Genomic DNA, 11,956 nt, shown 5'->3' with positions numbered 1-11,956 from the left:
TATTACTTCCGACCCGGCTTCTTCTTACCAGCGACCGTGCGCTTCGGACCCTTACGCGTACGCGCGTTGGTCCGGGTGCGCTGACCCCGCACGGGCAGACCCCGGCGGTGGCGGATGCCGGCGTAGCAGCCGATCTCGACCTTGCGGCGAATGTCCGCGGCGACCTCGCGGCGAAGGTCACCTTCAACCTTGAAATTGCCCTCGATGTAGTCGCGGAGCTGAACCAGCTCCTCGTCCGTGAGGTCCTTGGCGCGCTTGTTCAAGTCGATCGCGGTGGCGGTCAGTGCCTCGACGGCACGGGTGCGACCGATCCCGTAGACATAGGTGAGCGCGATCTCCATCCGCTTGTCGCGTGGGAGATCGACGCCAACGAGTCGTGCCATAAGTGGGCGTACTCCTCAGAATCGTTCGGAGGTCTGTGCCCGCCCCACCCCGCCTGCCCGGACGGGCCCCGGCCTCCGCGCCGGGGGTCAGCCACTCACGTGACTGGGACGAGCTTGTTCAGGTGCCGGATCTGGCAGCCTTACCGGGGACTCAGCCCTGGCGCTGCTTGTGGCGCGCGTCGGTCTTGCAGATGACCATGACGCGACCGTGCCGCCGGATGACCCGGCAGTTGTTGCAGATCCGCTTGACGCTCGGCTTGACCTTCACGGTTTGCCTTAACTCTCAGTCGGACGGGAACTCGGTTCTCCCCGCACCCGCACTCACTTATAGCGGTAGACGATTCGCCCACGGGTGAGGTCGTACGGCGAGAGCTCGACGACGACTCTGTCCTCGGGAAGGATGCGGATGTAGTGCTGCCGCATCTTGCCGGAGATGTGTGCAAGGACTCTGTGACCATTGGCGAGCTCAACGCGGAACATAGCGTTCGGCAGGGGCTCGATCACGCGGCCCTCGATCTCGATGGCTCCGTCTTTCTTAGGCATGTCCTCCGCTACCTGACACTGGGGTTTGGGGCTGGCTGTGCAACGTCTTACCCGAGTACTTTGATGGACCCGGACCAGCCGCGGCTATCGCTCGCCTTCGAAGCGCTGAAGACATGCGAGAGTGGACGCTGCGCGCCAGCTAGCCAGTGTACGCGCGCAGCAACGGTGACGCCAAACCGAGGTCGCCCTGACCCGGAGTCGGGTGTGTCGCGCCATCAGAAACCGGACGAAAGTGCTTCTTTCACTGGTCCGGAAGGGGCCGGCGCGGCTTCGGCGGCAGATCTCCGCGTGAGATCGCCTCCGCGATGAACGCCTTGCGCTGTTCCTTGGTCGGCTTGGCCGGCAGCTCCCCCGCCGCGATCGCCCGCCGATAGAGCGACCTGCGCTCCTCCTTGTGCTCGCGCAGCCGGCGCCGATGGACGGCCTCCTCGACATGCCGGCGCGGTTCCCCCCGGGTCAGACCGGCCACCGTACGGAACAGCAGCACGACACCCCACGGCCCGACGACCCAGACCGGCCAGTAGTAGATCGGCTCGTTGCTCGCCAGGGCCGCGATGCCCCAGATCAGCGTGAAGAAGGCCGCCGCCTTGACCCACGGGCCCCAGACATGCCCGAGCCACTGACCGGTGGCCCTCTCGGCGAGCTTGCCGTCGACCGGCACGGGGGCGGCCGGTGGCGCGGCGGGCACCACGGGGGCGGCGTTCGGCAGGTCGGTCAGCAACCGGTCGAGATCGGCGTAGGTCTTGGCCGAATACGCGACCTGAACCCGCTCGTCGTACTCGTCGAGGTCGAGGCGGCCCTCCTCGAGCGCCAGCCTCAATTGCTCGGCGACCTTCCGGCGGTCCTCGTCAGCCGCCCGCATCTGCTCCCGGCCCATGCCCTCCATGGTGACAACCCTCATCCAGTACGGGCCGGGTCAGCGCCCGCGCCCGCCGAAACGCCCGCCGAAGAACCCCAGGACGAGCGGAATCAGCATCCAGACCGGCCACGGATAGATCCAGTGCCGCGAGGCCACCATCGTGAACAGCCAGATCAGCGTGCAGACGACCACGACACCCGCGTATCCGCCCATCCACTGCCGGTTGTCGGCCTTGGCCGCCTCGGCCCCGGCCACCGGCGCGATGCGGGGCGGGGCGGGCTGGATCTGCGAGTGCTGCACGGGCACCGTGCCGGGAAGGTCGTCGAGCAGCCCGTCGAGGTCGCCGTAGGTCTTGGCCGAGTAGGCGCGCTGCACGCGCTCGTCGTACTCGTTCAGATCGAGGCGTCCCTCGTCGAGCGCCGACTTCAGTTGTTCCGCCACCTGCTTGCGGTCACCGTCGCCGGCCCGCATGTCTTCCCGGCCCATGCGTCCCAGCATGCCCGAGAGAATCACCCGTCGGTAGTCAGGGCTGACGTGAGGTGACGAGATCGCCGAGCCGGCCCCGGCCGCCGTCCACGGCGGTGGTGACCCACACGCCGTCCTCCAGCAGGCACATGGTGTGCTCGACGTGGGCCGCGAACGACTTGTCGCGGGTCACCACGGTCCAGCCGTCGGAGAGTTCGGCCGTCCGCGGCGAGCCCAGCGTGATCATCGGCTCGATGGCCAGGCACAGGCCGGGCTCCAGGCGCGGGCCCTTGCCAGGCTTGCCGTGATTGAGCACGTGCGGGTCCTGGTGCATCTCGGTGCCGATGCCGTGCCCGCCGTAGCCGTCGACGATGCCGTAGCGGCCCGCCTTGCGGACGGTCTTCTCGACGTTGAACGAGATGTCGGTGAGCCGGCCCCGGCCGTTGGCCGCGCCGCGCGCGGCGGCCGCGATTCCGGCCCACATCGCGTCCTCGGCCACCTGGGCCATCTTGAGCAGCGCCGGGTCGGTCTCGCCGACGCCGACGGTGATCGCCGAGTCGCCGTGCCAGCCGTCGAGGATCGCGCCGCAGTCGAGCGAGATCAGGTCGCCCTCGCGCAGCACCTGATCGGCGCCGGGGATGCCGTGCACGACCTGCTCGTTGACCGAGGCGCAGATCGACGCCGGGAAGCCGTGGTAGCCCTTGAACGACGGGACCGCGCCCGCGTCGCGGATGACCTTTTCGGCGATCGCGTCGAGGTCGGCCGTCGAGACGCCGGGGGCCACCGCCTCCCGCATCGCGTCGAGCGCGGCGGCGACCACCAGGCCGGCGCCGCGCATCTTCTCGATCTGCTCGGGTGTCTTCAGCTGAATGTCCAGCTGGGGACGGCGCATCTCAGCCCCCGTACGACCGCAGGGCGTCGATGGCGCGCACCGTGACGTCCTCGACCGGTCCGGTCGCGTCGATCCCCACCAGCTTGCCCTGAGCGCCGTAGAAGTCGACCAGCGGCGCGGTCTTCTCGGCGTACTCGACCAGCCGGTTGGCGATCGTCTCGGCCTTGTCGTCGTCCCGCTGGAACAGCTCCGACCCACAGCGGTCGCAGATGTTCTCCTTGCTGGTCGGGTCGAACTCGACGTGCCAGATCTTGCCGCAGCCGCGGCAGGTCCGGCGGCCCGACAGCCGCCGGATGACCTCATCGTCGTCGACCACGAGCTCCATCACCAGATCGAGCGCGGTGCCCAGGTCGGCCAGCAGCTTGTCGAGCGCCGAGGCCTGCGGAACCGTGCGCGGGAACCCGTCGAGCAGGAAGCCGTCGCCGGCGTCCGGCTCGGCCAGCCGGTCCCGGACCATGTTGATGGTCACTTCGTCCGGAACCAGCTGCCCAGCATCCATGTACCGCTTGGCCTCGACGCCGAGCGGCGTGCCCTGCGAGACGTTCGCGCGGAAGATGTCACCGGTCGAAATCTTCGGTACGGCCAGATGGGCGGCAATGAACTCAGCCTGAGTCCCCTTGCCGGCCCCCGGAGGGCCCACCAGTACCAGCCGCACCTACATCGCCTCGCTTCGGTGAGAACGAGCTCCGCATACCGCCGGCGCAAGAGCAGCGCCGAGCTTGCCAACCACTACCGGAGGAACCCTTCGTAGTTGCGCTGCATCAGCTGGCTCTCGATCTGCTTCACCGTCTCCAGACCCACACCCACCATGATCAGCACTGCCGTACCGCCGAACGGGAAGTTCTGGTACTGCTGCTGATTCAGCCAGATGAAGAAGAAGTTCGGCAGAACCGAGATCAGACCAAGGTACAGCGCACCCGGCAGCGTGATCCGGCTGAGGATGAAGTCCAGGTAGTCGGCGGTCGGCTTACCCGGGCGGATACCCGGCACGAATCCACCGTACTTCTTCATGTTGTCCGCGACCTCGGTCGGGTTGAACGTGATCGAGACGTAGAAGTACGTGAAGAAGATGATCATCAGGAAGTAGACCCCGATGTACAGCGCACTCGTGGGGTCAGCCAGCCACTTCTGGATCCAGACCTGGTAACCCTGGAGGTTGTTCGGGTCGAAGAACTGCAGGTACAGCTGAGGCAGATACAGCAGCGACGACGCGAAGATGACCGGGACGACACCCGCCTGGTTGACCTTCAGCGGGATGTAGGTGGACGTGCCGCCGTACATCCGGCGACCGATCATGCGCTTGGCGTACTGCACCGGAATGCGTCGCTGCGCCTGCTCGATGAAGACCACCAGGCCGATGATGACCAGCACCAGCAGGATGACCAGGATGAACTTGCCGACACCGCTCGACTCCTTGATCGTCCAGCCTTCACCGGGAAGGCGGGCGGCGATCGAGGTGAAGATCAGGACGGACATGCCGTTGCCGACGCCGCGGTCGGTGATGAGCTCACCGAGCCACATCACCATGCCGGTGCCGGCGGTCATGGTCAGCACCAGGACCGAAAGCGTGAGCCAGATCGGCAGTCCCGTGTTCTCCGGGATGATCTGCAGGGTGGCGTCGTTCTGGTCGCAGGCGTTGCCGAAGAGTTGACCCGTCCGCGCCAGGGCGACGAACGCCGACGACTGGAGCACGGCAAGGCCGAGCGTGAGGTACCGGGTGTACTGCGTGATCTTTGCCTGGCCGGACTGGCCTTCCTTGCGGAGCTGTTCGAGGCGGGGAATGACCACGGTCAGCAGCTGCAAGATGATGGAGGCCGTGATGTACGGCATGATGCCCAGCGCGAACACCGACAACTGGAGCAGCGCGCCACCTGAGAACAAGTTCAGCAGGTTGAGCACGCCACCATCGGCGTTCTGTGAGTTCACGATGTCGAGGCAACGCTGGACGTTGGTGTAGGACACACCAGGGCTGGGCAAGGTGGCCCCGAGCCTGTACAGCGCAATGATAAAGATCGTGAACAGCAGTTTCTTGCGCAGGTCAGGCGTCCGGAACGCACTGGTAAAGGCGGAGAGCAACTTCTTCCTCCTGCGCGAGGTTACCGTCGAAATCGACGGGTGGGGGAAGGCATCGGTCCGGACGACCGATATCCCTAGCTGGGAACGGACTCTAACAGTCTTGTCGCAGCGCGGTGTGTCACGGTAGCCGTCACCGCGCGTAGGCATTTGCCCGACTGATGAAACGCCAGGTCAGACGCCACAAAGGGGATGCTGCCCGAGCGACGCGTTTGCGACGCCCGGGCAGACACCCCCGCACTCACAGCTCGGTGGTGGAACCACCGGCAGCAGCGATCTTCTCCTTGGCCGACTCACTGAACGCGTGCGCCTTGATCGTCAGCGACACGCCGCCCAGCTCGCCCGAACCGAGGACCTTGACCGGCTGGTTCTTACGAACCGCACCGGCCTCGAACAGCTCGTCCGGTCCGATCTCGCCGCCGTTCGGGAACAGCTCGGCGAGACGGTCCAGGTTCACGACCTGGAAGACGACCTTGTTGCGGGGCCGGTTCTTGAGGCCCTTGAGCTTCGGCAGGCGCATGTGGAGGGGCATCTGCCCACCCTCGAACGCCGCCGAGGTGTTCTTACGGGCACCGGTGCCCTTGGTGCCGCGACCGGCGGTCTTGCCCTTGGAGCCCTCACCACGACCCACACGGGTCTTGGCGGTCTTGGCTCCGGGCGCCGGGCGCAGGTGGTGGACCTTGATCGCCATTACTCGACCTCCTCAACACTCACGAGGTGGTTCACGGCGAAGATCATGCCCCGAATCTCGGGACGGTCCTCCTTGACCACCACATCGTTGATCCGCTTCAGGCCGAGCGACCGCAGGGAGTCCCGCTGGTTCTGCTTGCGGCCGATCTCGGACCGGGTCTGGGTGACCTTCAAACGGGCCATCAGCGCACCGCCGCTTCCGCACGCGCCGCCAGCATGGCCGCCGGCGCCACATCCTCGACCGGAAGGCCACGACGACTCGCGACCTGCTCCGGGGACTCGAGGCCCTTCAGAGCGGCCACCGTCGCGTGGACGATGTTGATCGGGTTCGAGGAGCCGAGGCTCTTCGACAGGATGTCGTGGATGCCCGCGCACTCCAGCACGGCGCGCACCGGGCCACCGGCGATAACACCGGTACCAGCGGACGCCGGCTTGAGGAGCACGACACCCGCGGCGGCCTCGCCGGTGATCGGGTGCGGGATCGTGGCGCCGATCCGCGGAACCTTGAAGAAGTGCTTCTTGGCCTCCTCGACGCCCTTGGCGATGGCCGCGGGCACCTCCTTGGCCTTTCCGTAGCCGATGCCGACGGTGCCGTCGCCGTCGCCCACGATCACCAGGGCGGTGAAGCTGAAGCGACGACCACCCTTGACGACCTTGGCGACACGGTTGATCGCGACGACCCGCTCGAGATGCGGGGTCTTGTCGACGGGCGCGTTGCCGCGGCCGCCCTCACGGCGGTTGTCCCGGCGGTTGCCACCCTCGGTGTTACCGCCGGACCCGCCGCCTCGGCGCTGCTGACCAGGCATAGGTCAATTCCTCCTAGAACTCGAGTCCGGCTTCGCGAGCGGCATCGGCAAGCGCGGCGATACGCCCCGCGTACTTGTTGCCACCGCGGTCGAAGACGACCTTGGACACGCCCGCGGCCTTGGCCCGCTCGGCGAGGAGCGAACCGACCTTGCCGGCCAGTGCGCTCTTGTCACCCTCGGTGCCCCGCAGGGACGTGTCGAGGGTAGAGGCCGAGGCCAGCGTGTGGCCCTTGAGGTCGTCGATGATCTGCGCGGTGATGTGCCGCGTGGACCGGGTGACGACCAGACGGGGGCGCTCGGCGGTACCGCGAAGGTTCCGACGGACCCGGAAGTGCCGACGCGCCTTTCCGACAGCCCGCTTGGCGGCGGCACCCGCGCCATTGCGACGCTTGAGCAGCGTGGCGGTCACTTCTTACCTGCCTTTCCGGCCTTACGGCGGATGACCTCGCCCTGGTACTTGACGCCCTTGCCCTTGTAGGGCTCCGGCGGGCGGATCTTCCGGATGTTGGCGGCGACCTCGCCGACGAGCTGCTTGTCGATGCCCGCGACAGTGAACTGCGTCGGGCGCTCGACCGTGAAGCTGATGCCGGTCGGCGGCACGACGTTGACCGGGTGCGAGAAGCCCAGGGCGAACTCGAGGTCCTTGCCCTTGGCCGTGACCCGGTAACCGGTGCCGTTGATCTCCAGCGTCTTCTTGTAGCCCTCGGTGACGCCGACGATCATGTTGGCGACCAGGGTACGGGAGAGGCCGTGGAGCTCCTTGGCCCTGCGCTCGTCATTGGGGCGGTTGACGTGCAGCTCGGCGCCGTCCTGCTCGACCGTGATCGGTTCGGCGACGGTGTGCGAGAGCTCGCCCTTGGGGCCCTTGACCTTGACGGTCTGGCCGGTGATGGTGACATCGACGCCGGCCGGGACCGGGATCGACTTACGTCCGATTCGCGACATGGTTTCTCAGTCTCCAGTTACCAGACGAAGGCGAGGACTTCCCCGCCAACGCTCCGCTTGCGGGCCTGCCGGTCGGTCAGCAGCCCCTGGGACGTCGAAATGATCGCGACGCCCAGGCCGCCGAGCACCCGGGGGAGCTCTTCGGACTTGGCGTAAACCCGGAGACCGGGCTTCGAGACGCGCTTGATACCGGCGAGGCTACGCTCGCGGTTCTGGCCGTACTTGAGCTCAACGACCAGACGCCGGCCGACGGCGCCTTCCTCGGGCTCCTCAGCCGTCCAGGAGGCGATGTATCCCTCAGCCTTGAGGACCTCGGCGATGTTCGCCTTGATCTTCGAGAAGGGCATGGTCACCTTGTCGTGGTACGCCTGGTTGGCGTTACGCAGACGCGTCAGCATGTCTGCGATCGGGTCCGTCATCGTCATGGGTGTTCGTCAACCTTTCTCGCCGGGGTTCCCACGGTCTGTGTCGCGGGCCTACGGCGAAGCGGTGTTGCTATCGGTTACCAGGAAGCCTTGGAAACGCCGGGCAGCTCACCACGGTGGGCCATGTCCCGCACGCAAACCCGGCACAGGCCGAACTTGCGGTAGACCGAGTGCGGGCGACCGCACTTCTGGCAGCGGGTGTAGGCACGCACGGCGAACTTCGGCTTCGCGGCCGCCTTGATGATCAGCGCCTTCTTAGCCATGCTCAGTTCTCCTTGAACGGGAAGCCCAGGAGCTTGAGCAGCGCCCGGCCCTCGTCGTCGGTCTTGGCGGTCGTGACCACCGTGATGTCCATGCCCCGCGGGCGATCGATCCGGTCCTGGTCGATCTCGTGGAACACCGACTGCTCGGTCAGACCGAACGTGTAGTTGCCGTGGCCGTCGAGCTTGCGCCCGTCGAGACCGCGGAAGTCGCGGATACGCGGCAGCGCGATCGACAGCAGCCGGTCCAGGAACTCCCACATCCGGTCGCCGCGGAGGGTGACCTTCGCGCCGATCGGCATGCCCTCACGCAGCTTGAACTGCGCGATGGACTTGGTCGCCCGCCGCACGAGCGGCTTCTGGCCGGTGATGGTGGTCAGGTCGCGCACGGCGCCGTCGATCAGCTTGGCGTCGCGGGCGGCCTCGCCCACACCCATGTTCACGACGACCTTCACGAGGCCGGGAACCTGCATGGGGTTGCCGTAGTTGTACTGCTCCTGAAGCGCGCTGAGTACGTCGCTGCGGTACTTCTGCTTCAGGCGGGGCAGCGTCTTGGTCTCGGTGGCGGCAGTCATCAGAGTTCCTTACCGGTCGTACGCGCGATACGGACCTTGTTGCCGTTCTCGTCGATCCGGTAGCCGACGCGGGTCGGCTTGCCCTGGTCGTCCACGATCTGCACATTCGAGATGTGGACCGCGGCTTCCTGGGTCACGATGCCACCGGTCTTCGAACCACGCTGGGTGGTGCGAATGCGTTCGTGCTTCTTGACGCGGTTGACGCCCTCGACAAGGACCTTGTCCTGCCTCGGGTAGGCCGCGATGACCTTGCCCTTGGCACCTTTGTCCTTGCCGGCGATGACGACGACCGTGTCGCCCTTCTTGATCTTCACGGTCAGAGCACCTCCGGCGCCAGGCTGATGATCTTCATGAACCGCTTGTCGCGCAGCTCGCGGCCGACCGGGCCGAAGATGCGAGTACCGCGGGGGTCCCCGCCGTCCTTGATGATGACGGCAGCGTTCTCGTCGAAGCGGATGTACGAGCCGTCCGGACGACGCCGTTCCTTGGCGGTGCGAACGATGACCGCCTTGACGACGTCACCCTTCTTGACACCGGCGCCCGGAATGGCGTCCTTGACCGTGGCCACGATGACGTCGCCGATGCTCGCGTAACGGCGACCGGAGCCGCCGAGCACGCGGATGCACAGGATCTCCCGGGCACCCGTGTTGTCAGCGACGCGCAGTCGCGACTCCTGCTGAATCACGTCTGTCTCCTATGTCTGCCAGTTCTCCGGTCAGTGACCGAAGCTTGGCGGAACGATGGTGGGCCGGGCCGGCCGGAGCCGGCCCAGCCGCACTCACTTGGCCTTTTCGAGGATCTCCACGACACGCCACCGCTTGGTGGCCGACAGCGGACGGGTCTCCATGAGCAGAACCCGGTCGCCGACGCCGCACGCGTTCTGCTCGTCGTGCACCTTGAGCTTGCGGGTGCGCCGCAGAACCTTGCCGTAGAGGGCGTGCTTGACACGGTCCTCGACCTCGACGACGACGGTCTTGTCCATCTTGTCGCTGACCACCAGACCCTCACGAACCTTGCGGTTCGCGCGGACCGTGGCCGTGCTCTCGTCACTCATGCTGTCACCTCATCCGGCGCAACCGAGAGCCCGAGCTCACGTTCACGCATGATCGTGTAGATCTTCGCGATGTCCTTGCGGACGACCTGCAGTCGACGATGATTGTCGAGCTGGCCGGTCGCGCCCTGCACGCGAAGGTTGAACAGCTCCGCCTTGGCCTCCCGCAGCCGCGAAACAAGCTCCTCACCGGAGAGTTCGCGCAGCTCGGCTGCCTTAACGCCCGCTGCCATCAGCTTTCACCCACTTCGCGTGTCACGATGCGGCACTTCATCGGGAGCTTGTGGATCGCGCGGCGCATCGCCTCGCGCGCAATCGTCTCGTTCGGGAACGACATCTCGAAGAGAATGCGTCCCGGCTTGACGTTCGCAACCCACCACTCGGGAGAACCCTTACCGGAACCCATGCGGGTTTCGGCCGGCTTCTTGGTCAGAGCGTTGTCGGGGAAGACCGAGATCCAGACCTTGCCGCCACGCTTGATGTGACGGGTCATCGCGATACGAGCCGACTCGATCTGCCGGTTGGTCACGTACGCGGGCTCGAGCGCCTGGATACCGAATTCGCCGAAGACGACCCGCGTGCCGCCCTTGGACGCGCCGTGGCGGTCCGGGTGGTGCGGCTTGCGGAAGCCCTTCGGAGGCTTACGCGGCATCAGCATTTGTCAGCCCTCCTGCTGCGTTTCGGCCTGCGCCGGAGCCGCGGCGACCGCGGCGTCGTTCGTGTTCTCGCCGGTCGGGGTGTCGCCACCCCGCGCCTGCGCGGCCGCACGGCCGGCCTCGGTGCCACCCGCGGTCGTGCCGGACGAACCGGAACGGCCACGGCGCGGACGCTCGGGACGGTCACCGCGGTCGCGGCGCGGGCGAGCGGGCGCCTCCTGCACGGCCTCGCGGCCGGGCACGGCGTCGCCCTTGTAGATCCAGACCTTCACGCCGATGCGGCCGAACGTCGTACGGGCCTCGAAGAAGCCGTACTCGATGTTCGCGCGCAGCGTGTGCAGCGGAACGCGACCCTCACGGTAGAACTCCGTGCGGCTCATTTCCGCGCCACCCAGGCGGCCGGAAACCTGCACCCGGATGCCCTTGCAGATCGGGTTCTTCATGGCCGACTGCATGGCCTTGCGCATCGCCCGGCGGAAGCTGACCCGGGAGGACAGCTGCTCGGCGACGCCCTGCGCCACCAGCTGAGCGTCCGACTCCGGGCTCTTCACCTCGAGGATGTTGAGCTGGACCTGCTTGCCGGTGAGCTTCTCGAGCTCGCCGCGGATCCGGTCCGCCTCGGCGCCCTTACGGCCGATGACGATGCCGGGCCGGGCGGTGTGGATGTCGACCCGGACCCGGTCACGGGTCCGCTCGATGTCCACCTTGGAGATGCCGGCACGCTCGAGGCCCTTGGACATCATGCGGCGGATCTTGACATCCTCGCCGATGTAGTCCTTGTAGAGCTTGTCGGCGAACCACCGCGACTTCCAGTCGGTGGAGATACCGAGACGGAATCCGGTGGGGTGAACTTTCTGGCCCATTACTCGGACTCCTCCGTCGTCTGGGTCTCGGCGGCCGGCGCAGCCTTCTTGGCCGGCGTCGCCTTCTTCGCCGCGGCAGCCTTCTTGGCCGGCCGGGCGACCTGGACCGCCTCGACGGCGATCGTGATGTGGCAGGTGCGCTTGCGGATCCGGTAAGCCCGGCCCTGCGCCCGCGGACGGAACCGCTTGAGCGTCGGACCCTCGTCGACGAACGCCTCGCTCACGAGGAGTGCGTCGGGGTCGAGCCGCTCGTTGTTCTCCGCGTTCGCGATCGCGCTCGCGAGCACCTTGTAGACCTGCTCGCTCGCGGCCTGCGGCGCGAACTGCAGGACGGTCAGAGCCTCCTTCGCGGGCAGACCGCGGACGAGGTTGACCACACGGCGTGCCTTGTTCGGCGAGATGCGGACGTGCTTCGCAACCGCACGACTGCCCGGAAGCGCCGGTGCGTCGTTCTTTACTGGCATCGCTGT

Annotated in this window: 23 protein-coding genes; all 23 read right to left on the bottom strand. The window is 66.8% G+C overall.

The features are described 5' to 3' along the window. Positions 1-2: 2 nt before the first annotated feature. The 23 genes from rpsM to rplV all read right to left on the bottom strand — a co-directional run bounded on the left by rpsM (position 3) and on the right by rplV (position 11,950). Positions 3-383 (bottom strand): 30S ribosomal protein S13, encoded by a 381-nt coding sequence (gene rpsM, locus ACZ3I4_RS02955; RefSeq protein ID WP_465380131.1) that lies wholly within the window; start codon positions 381-383, stop codon positions 3-5. Between the two features lie 151 nt (positions 384-534). Beyond that, positions 535-651: a 50S ribosomal protein L36 gene (gene rpmJ, locus ACZ3I4_RS02950; RefSeq protein ID WP_015619018.1), complete on the bottom strand. Its 117-nt coding sequence runs from the start codon at positions 649-651 to the stop codon at positions 535-537. A 53-nt stretch (positions 652-704) separates the two neighbouring features. Continuing rightward, on the bottom strand, positions 705-926 hold the full coding sequence (infA, locus tag ACZ3I4_RS02945) for a translation initiation factor IF-1 (protein ID WP_018347787.1): 222 nt from the start codon (positions 924-926) through the stop codon (positions 705-707). Between the two features lie 241 nt (positions 927-1,167). Beyond that, on the bottom strand, positions 1,168-1,788 hold the full coding sequence (locus ACZ3I4_RS02940; RefSeq protein WP_465380449.1) for a DUF1707 SHOCT-like domain-containing protein: 621 nt from the start codon (positions 1,786-1,788) through the stop codon (positions 1,168-1,170). Positions 1,789-1,842: 54 nt separating this feature from the next. After that, complete coding sequence (locus ACZ3I4_RS02935; RefSeq protein WP_465380130.1) at positions 1,843-2,283, bottom strand: DUF1707 SHOCT-like domain-containing protein; 441 nt, start codon at positions 2,281-2,283, stop codon at positions 1,843-1,845. A gap of 25 nt (positions 2,284-2,308) precedes the next feature. After that, positions 2,309-3,142, bottom strand: a complete 834-nt coding sequence (map, locus tag ACZ3I4_RS02930) for a type I methionyl aminopeptidase (RefSeq protein WP_465380129.1) — start codon at positions 3,140-3,142, stop codon at positions 2,309-2,311. Position 3,143: 1 nt separating this feature from the next. Then, the gene (locus ACZ3I4_RS02925) at positions 3,144-3,797 is read right to left on the bottom strand and encodes an adenylate kinase (RefSeq protein ID WP_030436520.1); all 654 of its coding nucleotides are present in this window, start codon (positions 3,795-3,797) and stop codon (positions 3,144-3,146) included. Between the two features lie 74 nt (positions 3,798-3,871). Next, the gene (secY, locus tag ACZ3I4_RS02920; RefSeq protein WP_465380128.1) at positions 3,872-5,218 is read right to left on the bottom strand and encodes a preprotein translocase subunit SecY; all 1,347 of its coding nucleotides are present in this window, start codon (positions 5,216-5,218) and stop codon (positions 3,872-3,874) included. 238 nt (positions 5,219-5,456) lie between these two features. Next, complete coding sequence (gene rplO / locus ACZ3I4_RS02915; protein WP_465380127.1) at positions 5,457-5,906, bottom strand: 50S ribosomal protein L15; 450 nt, start codon at positions 5,904-5,906, stop codon at positions 5,457-5,459. After that, entirely contained in the window at positions 5,906-6,088 is a 183-nt protein-coding gene (rpmD, locus tag ACZ3I4_RS02910; RefSeq protein WP_465380126.1) for a 50S ribosomal protein L30, read from the bottom strand. The genes rplO and rpmD overlap by 1 nt, the downstream gene beginning before the upstream one ends. After that, entirely contained in the window at positions 6,088-6,711 is a 624-nt protein-coding gene (gene rpsE, locus ACZ3I4_RS02905; protein ID WP_465380125.1) for a 30S ribosomal protein S5, read from the bottom strand. The genes rpmD and rpsE overlap by 1 nt, the downstream gene beginning before the upstream one ends. 13 nt (positions 6,712-6,724) lie before the next feature. After that, positions 6,725-7,120: a 50S ribosomal protein L18 gene (rplR, locus tag ACZ3I4_RS02900; RefSeq protein WP_465380124.1), complete on the bottom strand. Its 396-nt coding sequence runs from the start codon at positions 7,118-7,120 to the stop codon at positions 6,725-6,727. Further along, positions 7,117-7,656, bottom strand: a complete 540-nt coding sequence (gene rplF, locus ACZ3I4_RS02895; protein ID WP_465380123.1) for a 50S ribosomal protein L6 — start codon at positions 7,654-7,656, stop codon at positions 7,117-7,119. The genes rplR and rplF overlap by 4 nt, the downstream gene beginning before the upstream one ends. Positions 7,657-7,673: 17 nt before the next feature. Continuing rightward, complete coding sequence (gene rpsH, locus ACZ3I4_RS02890; protein WP_253241748.1) at positions 7,674-8,081, bottom strand: 30S ribosomal protein S8; 408 nt, start codon at positions 8,079-8,081, stop codon at positions 7,674-7,676. Positions 8,082-8,158: 77 nt separating this feature from the next. Continuing rightward, on the bottom strand, positions 8,159-8,344 hold the full coding sequence (locus ACZ3I4_RS02885; RefSeq protein ID WP_014440734.1) for a type Z 30S ribosomal protein S14: 186 nt from the start codon (positions 8,342-8,344) through the stop codon (positions 8,159-8,161). Positions 8,345-8,346: 2 nt separating this feature from the next. Beyond that, positions 8,347-8,916, bottom strand: a complete 570-nt coding sequence (gene rplE, locus ACZ3I4_RS02880; RefSeq protein WP_465380122.1) for a 50S ribosomal protein L5 — start codon at positions 8,914-8,916, stop codon at positions 8,347-8,349. Continuing rightward, positions 8,916-9,236, bottom strand: a complete 321-nt coding sequence (gene rplX / locus ACZ3I4_RS02875; protein WP_465380448.1) for a 50S ribosomal protein L24 — start codon at positions 9,234-9,236, stop codon at positions 8,916-8,918. The genes rplE and rplX overlap by 1 nt, the downstream gene beginning before the upstream one ends. Beyond that, positions 9,233-9,601, bottom strand: a complete 369-nt coding sequence (gene rplN / locus ACZ3I4_RS02870; RefSeq protein WP_023358185.1) for a 50S ribosomal protein L14 — start codon at positions 9,599-9,601, stop codon at positions 9,233-9,235. The genes rplX and rplN overlap by 4 nt, the downstream gene beginning before the upstream one ends. Positions 9,602-9,694: 93 nt before the next feature. Continuing rightward, the gene (gene rpsQ / locus ACZ3I4_RS02865) at positions 9,695-9,970 is read right to left on the bottom strand and encodes a 30S ribosomal protein S17 (RefSeq protein WP_133873220.1); all 276 of its coding nucleotides are present in this window, start codon (positions 9,968-9,970) and stop codon (positions 9,695-9,697) included. Further along, entirely contained in the window at positions 9,967-10,200 is a 234-nt protein-coding gene (gene rpmC, locus ACZ3I4_RS02860; protein ID WP_127499785.1) for a 50S ribosomal protein L29, read from the bottom strand. The genes rpsQ and rpmC overlap by 4 nt, the downstream gene beginning before the upstream one ends. Further along, positions 10,200-10,625 (bottom strand): 50S ribosomal protein L16, encoded by a 426-nt coding sequence (gene rplP / locus ACZ3I4_RS02855; RefSeq protein WP_203379161.1) that lies wholly within the window; start codon positions 10,623-10,625, stop codon positions 10,200-10,202. The genes rpmC and rplP overlap by 1 nt, the downstream gene beginning before the upstream one ends. A gap of 3 nt (positions 10,626-10,628) precedes the next feature. Further along, a complete protein-coding gene (gene rpsC, locus ACZ3I4_RS02850; RefSeq protein WP_465380121.1) occupies positions 10,629-11,486 on the bottom strand; it encodes a 30S ribosomal protein S3 in 858 nt (285 codons plus the stop codon). Further along, positions 11,486-11,950, bottom strand: a complete 465-nt coding sequence (gene rplV / locus ACZ3I4_RS02845; protein ID WP_465380120.1) for a 50S ribosomal protein L22 — start codon at positions 11,948-11,950, stop codon at positions 11,486-11,488. Before rplV ends, rpsC begins: the two co-directional genes overlap by 1 nt. Positions 11,951-11,956: the final 6 nt, after the last annotated feature.

The organism is Actinoplanes sp. NPDC021490 (assembly GCF_055562135.1).
This window is presented reverse-complemented; position numbering and strand designations above follow the sequence as displayed.

Coding starts and splice junctions, on each gene's coding strand:
- rpsM (WP_465380131.1), bottom strand. CDS start 383: ATGGCACGACTCGTTGGCGTCGATCTCCCACGCGACAAGCGGATGGAG.
- infA (WP_018347787.1), bottom strand. CDS start 926: ATGCCTAAGAAAGACGGAGCCATCGAGATCGAGGGCCGCGTGATCGAG.
- ACZ3I4_RS02940 (WP_465380449.1), bottom strand. CDS start 1,788: ATGCGGGCGGCTGACGAGGACCGCCGGAAGGTCGCCGAGCAATTGAGG.
- ACZ3I4_RS02935 (WP_465380130.1), bottom strand. CDS start 2,283: ATGCTGGGACGCATGGGCCGGGAAGACATGCGGGCCGGCGACGGTGAC.
- map (WP_465380129.1), bottom strand. CDS start 3,142: ATGCGCCGTCCCCAGCTGGACATTCAGCTGAAGACACCCGAGCAGATC.
- rplO (WP_465380127.1), bottom strand. CDS start 5,906: ATGGCGATCAAGGTCCACCACCTGCGCCCGGCGCCCGGAGCCAAGACC.
- rpmD (WP_465380126.1), bottom strand. CDS start 6,088: ATGGCCCGTTTGAAGGTCACCCAGACCCGGTCCGAGATCGGCCGCAAG.
- rpsE (WP_465380125.1), bottom strand. CDS start 6,711: ATGCCTGGTCAGCAGCGCCGAGGCGGCGGGTCCGGCGGTAACACCGAG.
- rplF (WP_465380123.1), bottom strand. CDS start 7,656: ATGTCGCGAATCGGACGTAAGTCGATCCCGGTCCCGGCCGGCGTCGAT.
- rpsH (WP_253241748.1), bottom strand. CDS start 8,081: ATGACGATGACGGACCCGATCGCAGACATGCTGACGCGTCTGCGTAAC.
- ACZ3I4_RS02885 (WP_014440734.1), bottom strand. CDS start 8,344: ATGGCTAAGAAGGCGCTGATCATCAAGGCGGCCGCGAAGCCGAAGTTC.
- rplE (WP_465380122.1), bottom strand. CDS start 8,916: ATGACTGCCGCCACCGAGACCAAGACGCTGCCCCGCCTGAAGCAGAAG.
- rpsQ (WP_133873220.1), bottom strand. CDS start 9,970: ATGAGTGACGAGAGCACGGCCACGGTCCGCGCGAACCGCAAGGTTCGT.
- rpmC (WP_127499785.1), bottom strand. CDS start 10,200: ATGGCAGCGGGCGTTAAGGCAGCCGAGCTGCGCGAACTCTCCGGTGAG.
- rplP (WP_203379161.1), bottom strand. CDS start 10,625: ATGCTGATGCCGCGTAAGCCTCCGAAGGGCTTCCGCAAGCCGCACCAC.
- rpsC (WP_465380121.1), bottom strand. CDS start 11,486: ATGGGCCAGAAAGTTCACCCCACCGGATTCCGTCTCGGTATCTCCACC.
- rplV (WP_465380120.1), bottom strand. CDS start 11,950: ATGCCAGTAAAGAACGACGCACCGGCGCTTCCGGGCAGTCGTGCGGTT.